Here is a 13,413-nt window from a genome sequence, read left to right on the forward strand (position 1 = left end):
TGGGTGCGGGTCAGAAGGGCCGGTCGCCGACGATCCCGGCGCGCTCCATCCTGCGGACGGCGGGCCAGTAGTCCTGGACGGCGTAGTGCTGCGTGGAGCGGTTGTCCCAGATGGCCACGCTGCCGGGGGTCCAGCGCCAGCGCACCTGGTACTCGGGGACGGCGGCCTGGCCGACGAGGTAGCCGAGCAGCCGGCTCGCGCCCGGTGCGTAGTCCTGGCCGAAGCGGACGTTCTCGGGCGTGTGGTAGTTCACGAAGTGCGTCGTGAACGCGTTGACGAAGAGGATCCGCTCGCCGGTCTCGGGGTGGGTGCGCACGACGGGGTGCTCGGCGTCGGGGAAGCGCGCCTTGAGCGCGTGCCGCTCCTTCTCGGGCAGGACGGCGCCGAAGGTGGCCTCGATGCTGTGGCGGGCGCGCAGGCCGTCGACGCGGGTCCTGACGTGCTCGGGGAGGCGGCGGTACGCCTCGGCCATGTCGACCCAGATGGTGTCGCCGCCGACCGGGGGCGACGCGACGCAGTGCAGGACGGCGCCCATCGAGGGGTTCTCCCGCCAGGTGCCGTCCGTGTGGAGGGCGTTCTCGTAGTGCTCGGGCGGGCTGTCGAGGTCCTTGTAGATGCGGACCAGTCCGGGGTGGTCGGGATCGCTGCCGGCGACGGGGTGGTCCTCCAGCGGGCCGAAGCGGGAGGCGAACGCGACGTGGTCGGCGCGCGAGAGGTCCTGGTCGCGCAGGAAGAGGACCTTGTGCCGCAGCAGCAGGCGCTTGATCTCGGCGAACAGGCCGTCGTCGTGGACCGCGTCGGCGAGGCGCACTCCGCGCAGCTCGGCTCCGATGACGCAGGTCAGGGGCTCGGCGACGAGCGGGAGGCGGGTGTCGGGCATGGGTGCCATCACTCCCTGGAGGGGGATAGGGGGATAGGGGGATAGGGGGACGTGGGCGGGGGGTGCGTGGGGACGGTGGGCGGTGGGCGGGGACGGAGAGCTCCGGTCAGACGACGAAGACGGAGGAACCGGTGGTCCTCCCGGCCTCCAGGTCGCGGTGGGCGCGGGCCGCGTCGGGGAGGGCGTAGCGCTGGTTGACCGCGATCCGCACGCGTCCGGAGGAGACGTGGGCGAAGAGTTCTCCGGCCAGCGCGGCCCGTTCGGCGGGGTCGGCGATGTAGTCGGCGAGGGCGGGCCGGGTGACGAAGACCGAGCCGGCCAGGGCCAGTTGCATGGCGTCGATCGGGGGGACGGGGCCGGAGGCGGTACCGAAGCAGACCAGGAGTCCCCGGCGGGCCAGGGAGCCCAGGGAGCCGGCGAAGGTGTCCTTGCCGATGCCGTCGAGGACGAGGGGGACGCCCGCGCCGCCGGTCAGTTCGCGGACGCGTTCGGCCACGTCGTCGCGCCGGTGGAGGAGGACGTGCGCGCAGCCGTGGGCCCGCGCGATCTCGGCCTTCTCCTCGGTGGACACGGTGCCGATGACGCGGATGCCGAGCAGGGCGGCCCACTGGGAGACGATGAGGCCCACCCCTCCGGCGGCGGCGTGCAGCAGCACGGTGTCGCCGGGCTTCAGCGGATGGATCCGGCGCAGCAGGTAGGCGGCGGTGAGACCGCGCATGGTCATCGCCGCCGCCGTCTCGCAGTCGATCTCGGGGGGCAGCTTGACGAGGTGGGCGGCAGGCATGACGCGCTCGGTGCTGTAGGCGCCGAGGGGGCTCCCGGTGTACGTGACCCGGTCGCCCTCGGCGACGTCGGTGACACCGGCGCCGACCGCCTCCACGACGCCCGCGGCCTCGACGCCGATGCCGTCGGGGAGGCGGGCCGGGTACAGGCCGGTGCGGAAGTAGGTGTCGGCGAAGTTGAGTCCGACGGCCTCGTGCCGGACGCGCACTTCACCGGGGCCGGGGTCGCCGACGGCGACCTCCTCCCAGGTCAGGACGGAGGGACCACCGGTCTCGTGGAAGCGGACGGCGTGTGCCACGGGATGCTCCGAAGGATCGTGGGGTGACGGGGCGGGACGGGTCGGGACGGGGAGGGACGGGCGGATGCCGGACAGCAGGACGGGCGGGGGCGGGGGCGCGGGCGGCGCGCCCCCGGGGCCTCGGGGCTCGGTGTCAGGCCGTGACGTCGCGGAGCATGAAGCCGCGCTGTCCGGGGCGGCGGTTGGGCACCATGCCGAGCCGTGCGAGGGTCTCGTCGGCGTCGGCGTAGTACTCGCCGAGCCGGTAGACGCGGCGGGCGTCCGCGCCGGTGGCGATCTCGCGGCCGAGCGACTCGGAGATCCGCACCATCTGCTCGACCTGGGCCACGGAGGACATCCGCTCGCCCTTGGCGCGCCAGAGGTTGTCCTCGTTGCCGACGCGCACGTGCTGGCCGAGCGCGATGGCGACGGCGTTCATCGGCGCGACCGCGCGCATGGAGCTCTCGACGGTCAGGACGGCGCCGTCCGGCACGCGCCGGATGAACTCGACCAGGTCGGCGGGGTGCCGGCCGGCGAAACCGCCGCCGATGGCCACGTAGTTGAGGATCAGGGGCCCGGTGTAGGCGCCCGAGCGGATCAGCCGCTCGACGGTCTCCAGCTGGGCCAGGTGGGCGAGCTGGAAGTGCGGCTGGATGCCGTGGTCGCGGAGCCTCCTGAGGTGCTCCAGGTAGAACTCGGGGCCGGCCTCGACGACCATGTCGCGATAGGCGCGGTGGTAGTCGGGCTTGGCGATCGAGGTGCCCGCGAGGTCGTCGTCGTCCATGATCTCGACGATGTTCATCTGGCTGGTGTTGATGGCGATCGTCACCTGGTCGGGGGCCGGGGTGAGTTCGGCCAGCAGGTGGCGGGTGTCGTAGGCGAGCCACTTGGCGTCGCCGCCCTCGCCCTCCGGGGCGAAGGAGATGGATCCGCCGATCTGGAGCACCATGTCGGGGACGGCCTCGCGCAGCCGCCCGAGCAGTTCGTTGAACAGCGACATCCGCTTGGAGCCCTTGCCGTCGAGCTCGCGGACGTGGATGTGGAGCACCGTCGCTCCGGCGGCGTGGCAGTCGACGGCCGCCTGGACGTGCTCGTCCATGGTCAGCGGCAGGTCGTCCGCGTCGCCGGGCAGCCATTCGGGGCCGTACGGCGCGACCTGGATCACCAGCTTCTCCTGGTTCTCCGGGTAGAGGGAGTCGTCGTGGAAGTGCACGCTGCTTCTCCTTGTCGAGGGGCGGTCGCACCCCTGGACGGGCGGCGGCACCGGCGGACGCGCCGGCGGGACCCGCGGCGGCGGACGTCCGGGCCGGGAGGAGCCGGGGGTCCAGGGGGTGTGCGGTGGTGTCACCGTAGGGCGGTCCTCCCGTGCCCGCTTTTCCTGGCGGGACAGGGGACTTGCCGATCGGGGACACCCCCCGGGAGCTCCGTGCGGGGTCCCCGTGGTCAGCCTCCGTCGTGGGCCGCCGCCCCGGAGCGGGCCCTGCGCCACTCCCGCGGGCCGGTGCCGAAGTGCTCGTGGAACCAGCGGGAGAAGGCGCTGAGCGACGAGAACCCGAGCAGGGTGGCGACCTCGGTCAGGGTGCGGCTGGGGTTGGCGACGAACTGCTCGGCGAGCCCCGTGCGGGTCGCGTCGAGCAGGGAGGAGAACGTCTCCCCGGAGCGGGCCAGATGCCGGTGGACCGTGCGCCGGTCGACGCCGAGACTGCGCGCGATCTGCTCGATGGAGCAGCGTCCGGTGGGCAGCAGCGCCTCGATGAGGTCGCGCACCCGGTCCACCTCGGTCGCCTCCCGGGGAGCGGCGACGGAGTCGAAGTAGCGGCGGGTGTAGCTGCGGAGCTGTGCGTCGGCCATCGCGTTGGCGGCGTCCAGGTCCTCGGCGTAGAAGACGATGCCGTGGAAGTCGCGGTCGAACTCGGCCACGGGCCCGAACAGCCTGCGGTGGCTCGCCGTGTCCCGCGGGGCGGGGTGGGAGAAGCAGACGGCCGCCGGACGCCAGCGGGGGCCGAGGAAGCCGCACAGCACCCGGTGGAACGCGGCCACGGCCAGCTCGGTGCCCTGCCGGGCCGGCCGCGGTTCGCCGAGCCGGAGGTCCACCTTGAGCGTGGCGACGCCGTTGCCCTCCGAGAGCCGGGCGTGCAGGACCTCGTTGTACGTGTGCTGGTGGCGGATGAGCAGGGCCAGGGCGCTGCGGACGTCGGGTTCCTCGCGGACGAGGAGGCTGAGGGGGCCGAGGTTGGAGAAGCGCCGCAGCTCCGCGAGGAGGAGCCCGAAGTCCTCGCGTCCGGAGGCTGCGGCGGACCGCTCCAGCAGGTCGGCGACGGCGGTGCCGGAGATCCAGCGGTCCTGCACGGCCAGGTCCGCGGTGTCCAGGCCGACGCCTCTCATCAGGGCGCGGGGGTCGAGTCCGAGGGAACGGCTCAGCTCGACGTAGCCGTTCAGCGCGGCGGTGCGGGCAAGGGGCCTCATGGGCACGCTCCAGGGGCGACGGGTCCCCAGAAGTTAAGTTTCCGGTCCCCTGGCGTCAAGCGTCACGGGTGGCGGCTCCGTAGCATCCCGGAGCGACGCGGACGGTACGGCCGGGAGCCGGCCGCCGGTCCCGTGCCGGCGGCGTCCGCCGCCCCTCCGAGACGAATCGAGGTCACGACCGTCATGACCACTCTCGCCACGCTCCTGCTGGACTCCGCCGCCGCGCACCCGGAACGTGTCGCCGTGCGCCACGACGACACGGCGCTGACGTACGCGCGGCTCGACGGGGCGAGCGCGCGGCTCGCCGCGGTGCTGCGCGACCGGGGTGTCCGGCCGGGCGACCCGGTCGCCCTGACGATGCCGAACGTGCCGCTGTTCCCGGTGGCCTACTACGGCATCCTGCGCGCCGGCGGGGTCGTGGTTCCGATGAACCCGCTGCTCAAGGCACGGGAGGCGGCCTTCGTGCTGCGGGACTCGGGGGCCCGGCTCTCGCTGGTCCACCCGCTGTGCGCGGACGAGGCGGGCCGGGCGGCCGCCGAGGCGGGGGCGGAGTGCCTGGTCACGGACGCCGACGCCTTCCCCGCTCTGCCGCGCGGCGCCCGGCCGGTGGCGGGGGCCGAGGCGCGGGCGGACGACGACACCGCGGTGATCCTCTACACCTCGGGCACGACCGGCACCCCCAAGGGCGCCCGGCTGACGCACCGCAATCTGCTGACCAACGCGGCGACCACGGCGGAGACCCTGCTCCTCCTCGGCCCGGAGGACGTGCTGTTCGGCGGCCTGCCCCTGTTCCACGCCTTCGGCCAGACCTGCGCGATGAACGCGGCGTTCGCCGCCGGGGCGGCGCTCACCCTGCTGCCCCGGTTCGACGCGGGGCGGGCCCTGGAGGTGATGCGCCGCGACCGGGTGAGCGTCTTCCTCGGCGTGCCGACGATGCTCTCCGCGCTGCTGCGGGACGGGGAGCGGGACGGGGAGCGGGACGGGCCGGGCTCTCCCCGGATCCGGCTCGCGGTGTCGGGCGGGGCGGCGCTGCCGGTCGAGGTGCTGCACGGCTTCGAGCGGGCCTTCGGGGCGACGGTGCTGGAGGGGTACGGCCTGTCGGAGACCTCGCCGGTGGCCGCCTTCAACCATCCGGACCGCCCGCGCAGGGCCGGCTCGATCGGCACCCCCGTGCGGGGCGTCGAGCTGCGGCTCGTCGGGGACGACGGGGCCGAGGTGGAGCCGGGGGCGGTCGGCGAGATCGCCGTGCGCGGCGAGAACGTGATGAAGGGCTATGTGCACGCGTCCGGCGCTCCGGCGCTGGTCGACGGCTGGTTCCGCACCGGTGACCTGGCGCGCGTCGACGAGGACGGCTTCTACTTCGTCGTGGACCGGAAGAAGGACCTGATCATCCGGGGCGGCTACAACGTGTATCCGCGCGAGGTGGAGGAGGTCCTGTACGGGCACCGGGCGATCGCCGAGTGCGCGGTGGTGGGCGTCCCGCACCACCGGCACGGCGAGGAGGTGGCGGCGTTCGTGGTGCTGCGGCCGGGCGAGGAGGCGACCCCGGAGGAGATCCGGGCGTACGCGAGGGAGCGGGTCGCCGCCTACAAGTACCCGCGCGTGGTCCGGGTGGTCGCCGAGCTGCCCAAGGGCGCCACCGGCAAGATCCTCAAGCGGGCGCTCGTCACAGGGCGCTGACGATGTCCTCCACGCGGTCCTTGGCGTCGCCGAAGAGCATGGTGGTGTTGGGGCGGTAGAAGAGGGGGTTCTGGACGCCCGCGTAGCCGGAGGCCATGGAGCGTTTGAAGACGATGACCTGGCCGGCCTCCCAGACGGTGAGGACGGGCATGCCGGCGATGGGGCTGGTGGGGTCCTCGGCGCCGGCCGGGTTGACGGTGTCGTTGGCGCCGATGACGAGGACGACGTCGGTGTCGGCGAAGTCGCCGTTGATCTCGTCCATCTCCAGGACGATGTCGTACGGCACCTTGGCCTCGGCCAGGAGGACGTTCATGTGGCCGGGCAGCCGGCCGGCGACGGGGTGGATGCCGAAGCGGACGTCCACGCCGCGGGCGCGGAGCTTGGAGGCGAGTTCCGCCACCGGGTACTGGGCCTGGGCGACGGCCATGCCGTAGCCGGGGGTGATGACCACCGAGCGGGCGGCGCCGAGGAGTTCGGCGGCGCCCTGGGCGGTGATCTCCTGGTGCTCGCCGTAGTCGACCTGCGAGCCGGCCGGGGCCTCGATGCCGAAGCCGCCGGAGATGACGGCGAGGAAGGAGCGGTTCATCGCCCGGCACATGATGTAGCTGAGGTAGGCGCCGGAGGAGCCGACGAGGGCGCCGGTGACGATCAGCAGGTCGTTGCCGAGGAGGAAGCCGGAGGCGGCGGCCGCCCAGCCGGAGTAGCTGTTGAGCATCGACACGACGACGGGCATGTCGCCGCCGCCGATGGAGGCGACCAGGTGCCAGCCGAGCGCCAGGGCCAGGACGGTCGCCGTGACGAGCACCCAGAGGGCGGGGGTGACGGTGAACCGGGCGGTGAGGACGGCGAGGACGGCGGCCGCTCCGAGGTTGAGGGCGTTCCTGCCGGGGAGCATGAGCGGCCTGGAGTCGATCCGGGCGGAGAGCTTGAGGTAGGCGACGACGGAGCCGGTGAAGGTGACCGCGCCGATGAACACGCCGATGAGCACCTCGGCGTGGTGGATGCCGAGGGTGCCGGCCGCGTCGAGGGCGGCGGCCTCGGCGCCGCCGGGGTCGTGCTCGACCTCCAGGTAGCCGTTCCAGCCGACGAGGACGGCGGCGAGTCCGACGAAGGAGTGCAGCAGTGCGATGAGTTCGGGCATGCCCGTCATCTCGACGCCGCGGGCGCGCCACAGGCCGATCAGCGCGCCGGCCGTCATGGCGGCGGCGAGCAGGCCGGCGGCGCCGGCGCCGATGCCCCGGTCGGCGGCGAGGACGACGGTGGCGGCGAGGGCGACGCCCATGCCGAGGATGCCGAAGGCGTTGCCGAGGCGGGCCGATTCGTGCTTCGAGAGTCCGGCGAGGGCGAGGATGAACAGCAGAGCGGCGACGAGGTAGGCCGCCTGTGCGGCGTGGGTGGCGGACATGTCAGCTCCTGTTGAACATTCCGAGCATGCGGCGGGTCACCGCGAAGCCGCCGAACACGTTGATGCTCGCCAGCAGGATCGCGGCGGCCGCCAGCACGGTGACGACGGTGCCGCCGTGCCCGATCTGGAGCAGCGCGCCGACGACGATGATCCCGGAGATGGCGTTGGTCACCGACATGAGCGGGGTGTGCAGCGCGTGGTGGACGTGGCCGATGACGTAGTAGCCGATGACGATCGCGAGCACGAAGACGGTGACGTGCGGCAGGAGCGCGGCGGGGGCGAAGCCGACGGCGAGGAAGAGCGCCAGGGCGCCGAGGGCGACGCCGGTGAAGCGGCGCCGCGGCGTCATGGGTTCCTTCACCGGCGAGACGGGCTGCGGCGCGGCGGAGTCGCCGGCGGGGGTGGCGGAGACCTGGACGGGCGGGGGCGGCCAGGCGAGCGCGCCGTCGCGGACGACGGTGACCGAGCGCTGCACGGGGTCGTCCTGGTCGAGGACGAGGACGCCGTCCTTGCCGGGCGTCAGGAGGGTGAGGAGGTTGAGCAGGTTGGTGCCGTAGAGCTGGGACGCCTGGGCGGGCAGGCGTCCGGCCAGGTCGGTGTAGCCGAGGATGGTGACGCCGTTCGCGGTGACGGTCCGCTCCCCCGGGACGGTGCCCTCCACGTTGCCGCCGTTGGCGGCGGCCATGTCGACGATGACCGAGCCCGGCTTCATGGCGGCGACCGTCTCGGCGGTGACGAGGCGGGGCGCGGGGCGGCCGGGGATCAGGGCGGTGGTGATGACGATGTCCGCCTCGCGGCACTCGGCGGCGTAGAGGGCGGCCTCGCGGGCCTTGTAGTCGTCGCCCATCTCCTTGGCGTAGCCGGTCGCCGAGACCTCGGTCTCCGGGGACTCGATGGCGAGGTACTCGCCGCCCAGCGACCGGACCTGGTCGGCGACTTCGGGGCGCGGGTCGGTGGCGCGGACGATCGCGCCGAGCGAGCCGGCGGTGCCGATCGCCGCGAGTCCGGCGACGCCCGCGCCGGCGACGAGGACCCGCGCCGGGGGCACCTTGCCGGCGGCGGTCACCTGTCCGGTGAAGAAGCGGCCGAACGCGTGGGCCGCCTCGATCACGGCCCGGTAGCCGGCGATGTTCGCCATCGAGGACAGGACGTCCATCGACTGGGCGCGGCTGATGCGGGGCACCGCGTCCAGGGACAGGACGGTGAGAGGGCGCCGGGCCAGGTCCTCGACCGCCGCCGGGTCGGACGCGGGGGCGAACAGGGCGACGACCGTGGCCCCGGGCCGCATCCGGTCGAGCCGGTCCGGGCCGGGGGCGTTCACCCCGAGGACGACGTCCGCCTCCGCGGCCGTGCCGATGCGCGCGCCGGCCGCCTCGTAGGCGCCGTCGGGGAAGCCCGCCGCCGCGCCCGCGTCCGGGTCGACGACGACCTCGTACCCGAGCCCGAGGATCCGCCCCACCGTGACGGGCGTCGCCGCCACCCGCCGCTCGCCGTCCCGTGTTTCCCTGAGGACTCCGACAATCACCGCACCCCTCCGTTCGCCGCTCTCGCTCCCACCTTGGCCTCCGCGGACGACTCCGTGAAGAAGGCTCGCGCGGCGTGCTCCGATGCCGCCCACCGGTGGGGGCGTACGGGCGAACGAAGATCATTCACGTATATGAATTCGCCGGGCGGGCGGGCTAGGGTGGCTCGGGCCGGGACGGACCGGTCGACATTCGAACGTGACGACCTGACCAGGCGGTGCGCATGACCCTTTTCGACCTGCCCCTCGACCGGCTCCGGGAGTACCGCAGCGACGCGGCCGAGCCCGAGGACTTCGACGCGTTCTGGGCGAGGACGCTCGGCGAGGCACGGGAGCACGAGCTGGACGCGCGGTTCGAGCGCGTGGCGACGGGGCTCTCGACGGTGGAGGTGCACGACGTGACCTTCGCCGGTTTCGGCGGGCATCCGGTGAAGGGCTGGTTCGTCGTCCCGGCGGGGGCGACCGGGCCGCTGCCGGTCGTGGTGGAGTTCATCGGGTACGGCGGCGGGCGCGGCCTGGCGCACAGTCATCTGCTGTGGGCGTCGGCCGGGTTCGCGCACTTCGTGATGGACACCCGTGGTCAGGGCAGCGGCTGGGCGCCCGGCGACACCGCCGACCCGGTGGGCAGCGCTCCGGCGTTCCCGGGCTTCATGACGCGGGGCGTGGAGGATCCGGAGACGTACTACTACCGGCGCGTGTACACGGACGCGGTGCGCGCGGTGGAGGCGGCCCGGTCGCACCCGCTGGCGGACGCGGCCCGGACCGCGGTCACCGGGGTCAGCCAGGGCGGCGGCATCACGATCGCCGTCTCGGGCCTGGTGCGGGACCTGGCGGCGGTGGCGCCGGACGTGCCGTTCCTGTGCGACTTCCCGCGCGCGACGACGGTCACGGACCGGACGCCGTACCGGGAGATCGGCAACTACCTGAAGACGCACCGGGGCCGGACGGACCGGGTGCGGCGGACCCTCTCCTACTTCGACGGCGTGCACTTCGCGGCCCGCGCGACGGCTCCGGCGCTGTTCTCCACCGCGCTGGAGGACCTGACCTGCCCGCCGTCGACGGTGTTCGCCGCGTTCAACGCGTACGCGCACGAGGACAAGGCGATCGAGGTGTACGACTTCAACGACCACGAGGGCGGCGAGGCGTTCCAGCAGGCGGCGCAGCTGCGGTGGCTGCCGGAGCGGCTTCGCGCCCGATAGCCCCTCCCTTGGTCTGGACCTGTCAGTGATGCGCCGTCAAGCTGGGCGCATGGACTTGGAGTTGCGGCACCTGAAGACGGTCCGGGCCATCGCCGAGGCCGGCAGCCTCACCCGCGCGGCCACCGCCCTCGGACTGGCGCAGCCGGCCCTCAGCGCCCAGCTCAAGCGCATCGAACGGACCCTGGGCGGCGCCCTGTTCGTCCGCAGCCGGGACGGGGTGCGGGCCACCGCGCTGGGCGATCTGGTGCTCGACCGCGCCCGGGTGGTGCTGCCCGCCGTCCGCGGACTCCAGGAGGAGGCCGTCCGGTTCGCCCGGGAGGGGGCCGCCGGGCACCGGCTCGGCGGGACCCACGGGCCGCTGCTCGGCGGCCTGGTGGACCGGCTCGCCCGGGCGGAGCCGGAGGCACAGGTGACCACGTACACCTCCTGGTCGGAGCGGGAGGTCGCCGGCGGCGTGGTCGCCGGGCGGCTCGACTTCGCGCTCGTCGGGGTCTGCGGCGAGAGCTCCCCGCCGGAGGCGGGCCGGCTCGCCTGGACGGAGGTGGCCCGCGACCCGGTGTTCGTGATGCTGGCGACCGGCCACCCGCTGGCCGCCCGGCCGCACGTCGCGCTGGCGGAACTCGCCGCCGAGGACTGGACGGACGTGCCCGGGGACGGCTGTTTCGGCGACTGCTTCGCCGCGGCGTGCGTCCGGGCCGGCTTCACCCCGGCCCGGGTGTACGAGACGGACACCGCCTCTTGTGTGCACCTGGTCCAGGTGGGCCGGGCGGTGGGCCTGTGCCGGGCGACCTTCCCCGCCACCCCCGGCATCGTCACCCGGCCGCTGACCGGCGCCCCGCTCCTCTGGCGCCACCTCCTGGGCTGGCACCCCGAGGGCCGGGCCGCCGGACGCGCCGCCGCCGTCCTGGCCCACGCGCGCGACGCCCACGCGGAGGCGCTGGCGCGCAGCGCGGGACGGACGGCCGGGCCGGACGACGGGACGGGCCCACGGACGACGGGGTAGGCAGACGGACGGCGGGGGCGGGCGACGGACGACGGGGACGGGCGGCGGACGACGGGGACGGGCGGCGGACGGACGGCCGGGTCGTGCGACGGGGACGGACGGCGGACCCGGCGTCCTGAGCGTCCGTCAGGTGTCGTACGTGCCGTCCCAGGGGGCGGAGAACCCCAGGCCGTCGGGGTAGAGCTCGACCCAGTCGCCCGCCCCGTCCTCGCCCCCGTCCCCGTCCCCCTCCACGTCCCCACCCTCGTCCTCCTCGCCGTGGTGCTCCACGACCAGCCCGAACAGGGCCCCTTCGCACCGGACGGCGAAGGGCGCGACGGCGATGGACTCGTACCGCCGCCCGGGCAGGGCGTCCAGCCACTCGTCGAGGAGCAGCCGCGCGGCCTCGACCACCTCCCGCTCGCCGTCCTCCGTCGTGCCCGTGGACACGATGCTCGACCCCAGGTGCCGGCCGGCCGCGTCGAAGCGGTGCAGGACCGCGTACCAGCGCTTGTGCCGCGCCCAGTCGTCGCCGACGGTCCGGCCCTCCGGGAAGGCCGCGGTGACCGAGGCGAGGAACTGGCCCCCGTCCCACCGGCCGATGGTGGCGGTGCGGTAGTCGGGCTCGTACGCGATCGGGACGACGTCGGGAACGTTCATGGGCGCACCGTAACGGCCGCCACCGACAGTGCCGTCGGCCATAACGCGGGGGAAGGGGCCGAGCGGAGGCTCCCGCTCCCGCGGACCCGTTCCTACGGTTCTCCGCAGATCCCCCACCGAGAACCGAGGAGACTCCCCATGCTCCGACGACACGCCCGCGCGGCGTGTACCGCCCTGGCCGCCGCAGGGATGGTGCTGACCGGGCTCCAGTCCGGGTCCGCCACCGCCGCGCAGCCCTCCCCCGGGACCGCCCCGGCCGTGCAGAGCGCCGCCCGCGCGCTCGGCGCCGCCGAGGCGCGGCCCGAGCTGCTCGCCGCGATGGGCCGTGACCTGGGGCTGACCCGGGCGCAGGCAGAGCGCCGCCTCGTCAACGAGGCCGAGGCCGGGGCCTCGGCCGCCCGGCTCCGCGACCGGCTCGGCGCCTCCTTCGCCGGCGCCTGGGTCGACGGCGCCGAGTCCGGCTCCCTGACCGTCGCCACCACCCGCTCCGCCGACCTCGACGCGATCCGGGCGGCCGGGGCGACGGCCCGGCTGGTCCGCCACGACCTCTCCGCCCTGGAGCGGGCGAAGGAGAGGCTGGACCGGGCGGCGGACGCCGACGCGCCGGTCCGGTACGTGGACGTGCGGGCGAACGTCCTGGTCGTCGAGGAGACCCGGACCGGTGCCGGGGCGGGCCTCGCGGCGGCGACCGGGGTGCCGCGCGAGCTGGTGCGGGTGGTGCGGAGCGCCGAGGCGCCGCGCCCGCTGTACGACATCCGGGGCGGTGACGCGTACTACATGGGCGGCGGCGGCCGCTGCTCGGTCGGCTTCGCGGTGACCCGGGGCACCACGCAGGGCTTCGCGACGGCGGGCCACTGCGGTCGCGCCGGCCAGTCCACCAGCGGCTACAACCAGGTCGCGCAGGGCACCTTCCAGGCGTCCGTCTTCCCGGGCAACGACATGGCGTGGGTGGCGGCGAACGGCAACTGGACCTCGACCCCGTACGTGAAGGGCGCGGGGGGCGCCAACACGCAGGTCACGGGGTCCGTGCTGCAGCCGGTCGGCGCCTCGGTCTGCCGGTCCGGCTCCACCACCGGCTGGCACTGCGGCACGATCCAGCAGCACAACACGAGCGTGACGTACCCGGAGGGCACGATCTCCGGCGTGACCCGGACGACCGTGTGCGCCGAGCCGGGCGACTCGGGCGGCTCGTACATCTCCGGCAGCCAGGCGCAGGGCGTGACCTCGGGCGGCTCCGGCAACTGCTCCAGCGGCGGCACCACGTACTTCCAGCCGCTGAACCCGATCCTGTCGAACTACGGCCTGACACTGAGGACCACCGGCACCGACCCGGGCCCCGGCCCCGGCGAGCCGGAGCCGGGCGGCACGTGGAAGGCGGGCACGGTCTACGCGGCCGGCGCCACGGTCACGTACGGCGGCTCCACCTACCGCTGCCTCCAGGGCCACCAGGCCCAGGCCGGCTGGGAGCCCCCGAACGTCCCGGCCCTCTGGCAGCGCGCCTGACCGGCTCCCCGCTCCCTCGTACGCGGCGCCACCCGTCCTGCCGGGCGGGTGGCGCC

11 protein-coding genes are annotated in these 13,413 nt (G+C 74.4%); 4 read left to right on the forward strand and 7 right to left on the reverse strand.

What is annotated here, in order from left to right; all coding sequences use genetic code 11:
- Positions 1-10: 10 nt before the first annotated feature.
- The 4 genes from ACFVU3_RS04935 to ACFVU3_RS04950 form a co-directional block, all read right to left on the reverse strand.
- Positions 11-880, reverse strand: a complete 870-nt coding sequence (locus ACFVU3_RS04935) for a TauD/TfdA dioxygenase family protein (protein WP_390063735.1) — start codon at positions 878-880, stop codon at positions 11-13.
- 106 nt (positions 881-986) lie between these two features.
- Positions 987-1,961, reverse strand: a complete 975-nt coding sequence (locus ACFVU3_RS04940) for a quinone oxidoreductase family protein (protein ID WP_390063736.1) — start codon at positions 1,959-1,961, stop codon at positions 987-989.
- Positions 1,962-2,094: 133 nt separating this feature from the next.
- Positions 2,095-3,153 (reverse strand): 3-keto-5-aminohexanoate cleavage protein, encoded by a 1,059-nt coding sequence (locus ACFVU3_RS04945; RefSeq protein WP_390063737.1) that lies wholly within the window; start codon positions 3,151-3,153, stop codon positions 2,095-2,097.
- Between the two features lie 230 nt (positions 3,154-3,383).
- Entirely contained in the window at positions 3,384-4,406 is a 1,023-nt protein-coding gene (locus ACFVU3_RS04950) for an AraC family transcriptional regulator (protein WP_390063738.1), read from the reverse strand.
- 183 nt (positions 4,407-4,589) lie between these two features.
- Here ACFVU3_RS04950 and ACFVU3_RS04955 point away from each other — a divergent pair, with 183 nt between their 5' ends.
- Positions 4,590-6,086, forward strand: coding sequence for a long-chain fatty acid--CoA ligase (locus ACFVU3_RS04955; RefSeq protein WP_390063740.1), 1,497 nt, complete (start codon positions 4,590-4,592; stop codon positions 6,084-6,086).
- Here the strand turns inward: ACFVU3_RS04955 and pntB are convergent.
- Together pntB and ACFVU3_RS04965 are read right to left on the reverse strand one after the other, a co-directional pair.
- On the reverse strand, positions 6,073-7,491 hold the full coding sequence (pntB, locus tag ACFVU3_RS04960; RefSeq protein WP_390063741.1) for a Re/Si-specific NAD(P)(+) transhydrogenase subunit beta: 1,419 nt from the start codon (positions 7,489-7,491) through the stop codon (positions 6,073-6,075). The genes ACFVU3_RS04955 and pntB overlap by 14 nt on opposite strands.
- A gap of 1 nt (position 7,492) precedes the next feature.
- On the reverse strand, positions 7,493-9,016 hold the full coding sequence (locus ACFVU3_RS04965; RefSeq protein WP_390063743.1) for a Re/Si-specific NAD(P)(+) transhydrogenase subunit alpha: 1,524 nt from the start codon (positions 9,014-9,016) through the stop codon (positions 7,493-7,495).
- Between the two features lie 221 nt (positions 9,017-9,237).
- Here ACFVU3_RS04965 and ACFVU3_RS04970 point away from each other — a divergent pair, with 221 nt between their 5' ends.
- Positions 9,238-10,212: an acetylxylan esterase gene (locus ACFVU3_RS04970; RefSeq protein ID WP_390063744.1), complete on the forward strand. Its 975-nt coding sequence runs from the start codon at positions 9,238-9,240 to the stop codon at positions 10,210-10,212.
- Positions 10,213-10,261: 49 nt separating this feature from the next.
- Positions 10,262-11,215 carry a LysR family transcriptional regulator gene (locus ACFVU3_RS04975; protein WP_390063745.1) on the forward strand — a complete coding sequence of 318 codons (954 nt, stop codon included), beginning with the start codon at positions 10,262-10,264 and terminating at the stop codon, positions 11,213-11,215.
- A 126-nt stretch (positions 11,216-11,341) separates the two neighbouring features.
- Here ACFVU3_RS04975 and ACFVU3_RS04980 read toward each other — a convergent pair whose 3' ends face one another.
- Positions 11,342-11,854 carry a hypothetical protein gene (locus ACFVU3_RS04980; protein WP_390063747.1) on the reverse strand — a complete coding sequence of 171 codons (513 nt, stop codon included), beginning with the start codon at positions 11,852-11,854 and terminating at the stop codon, positions 11,342-11,344.
- A gap of 138 nt (positions 11,855-11,992) precedes the next feature.
- Between ACFVU3_RS04980 and ACFVU3_RS04985 the strand changes: the two genes are divergently transcribed.
- Complete coding sequence (locus ACFVU3_RS04985) at positions 11,993-13,357, forward strand: carbohydrate-binding protein (protein WP_390063748.1); 1,365 nt, start codon at positions 11,993-11,995, stop codon at positions 13,355-13,357.
- Positions 13,358-13,413 lie beyond the last annotated feature (56 nt).

The organism is Streptomyces sp. NPDC058052, from assembly GCF_042885515.1.
Classification (GTDB): domain Bacteria; phylum Actinomycetota; class Actinomycetes; order Streptomycetales; family Streptomycetaceae; genus Streptomyces.

Bases quoted from the DNA above. Each gene is read 5' to 3' on its own strand.
- ACFVU3_RS04985 (WP_390063748.1), top strand. From the start codon at position 11,993: ATGCTCCGACGACACGCCCGCGCGGCGTGTACCGCCCTGGCCGCCGCA.
- ACFVU3_RS04975 (WP_390063745.1), top strand. From the start codon at position 10,262: ATGGACTTGGAGTTGCGGCACCTGAAGACGGTCCGGGCCATCGCCGAG.
- ACFVU3_RS04980 (WP_390063747.1), bottom strand. From the start codon at position 11,854: ATGAACGTTCCCGACGTCGTCCCGATCGCGTACGAGCCCGACTACCGC.
- ACFVU3_RS04970 (WP_390063744.1), top strand. From the start codon at position 9,238: ATGACCCTTTTCGACCTGCCCCTCGACCGGCTCCGGGAGTACCGCAGC.
- ACFVU3_RS04955 (WP_390063740.1), top strand. From the start codon at position 4,590: ATGACCACTCTCGCCACGCTCCTGCTGGACTCCGCCGCCGCGCACCCG.
- pntB (WP_390063741.1), bottom strand. From the start codon at position 7,491: ATGTCCGCCACCCACGCCGCACAGGCGGCCTACCTCGTCGCCGCTCTG.
- ACFVU3_RS04950 (WP_390063738.1), bottom strand. From the start codon at position 4,406: ATGAGGCCCCTTGCCCGCACCGCCGCGCTGAACGGCTACGTCGAGCTG.
- ACFVU3_RS04935 (WP_390063735.1), bottom strand. From the start codon at position 880: ATGCCCGACACCCGCCTCCCGCTCGTCGCCGAGCCCCTGACCTGCGTC.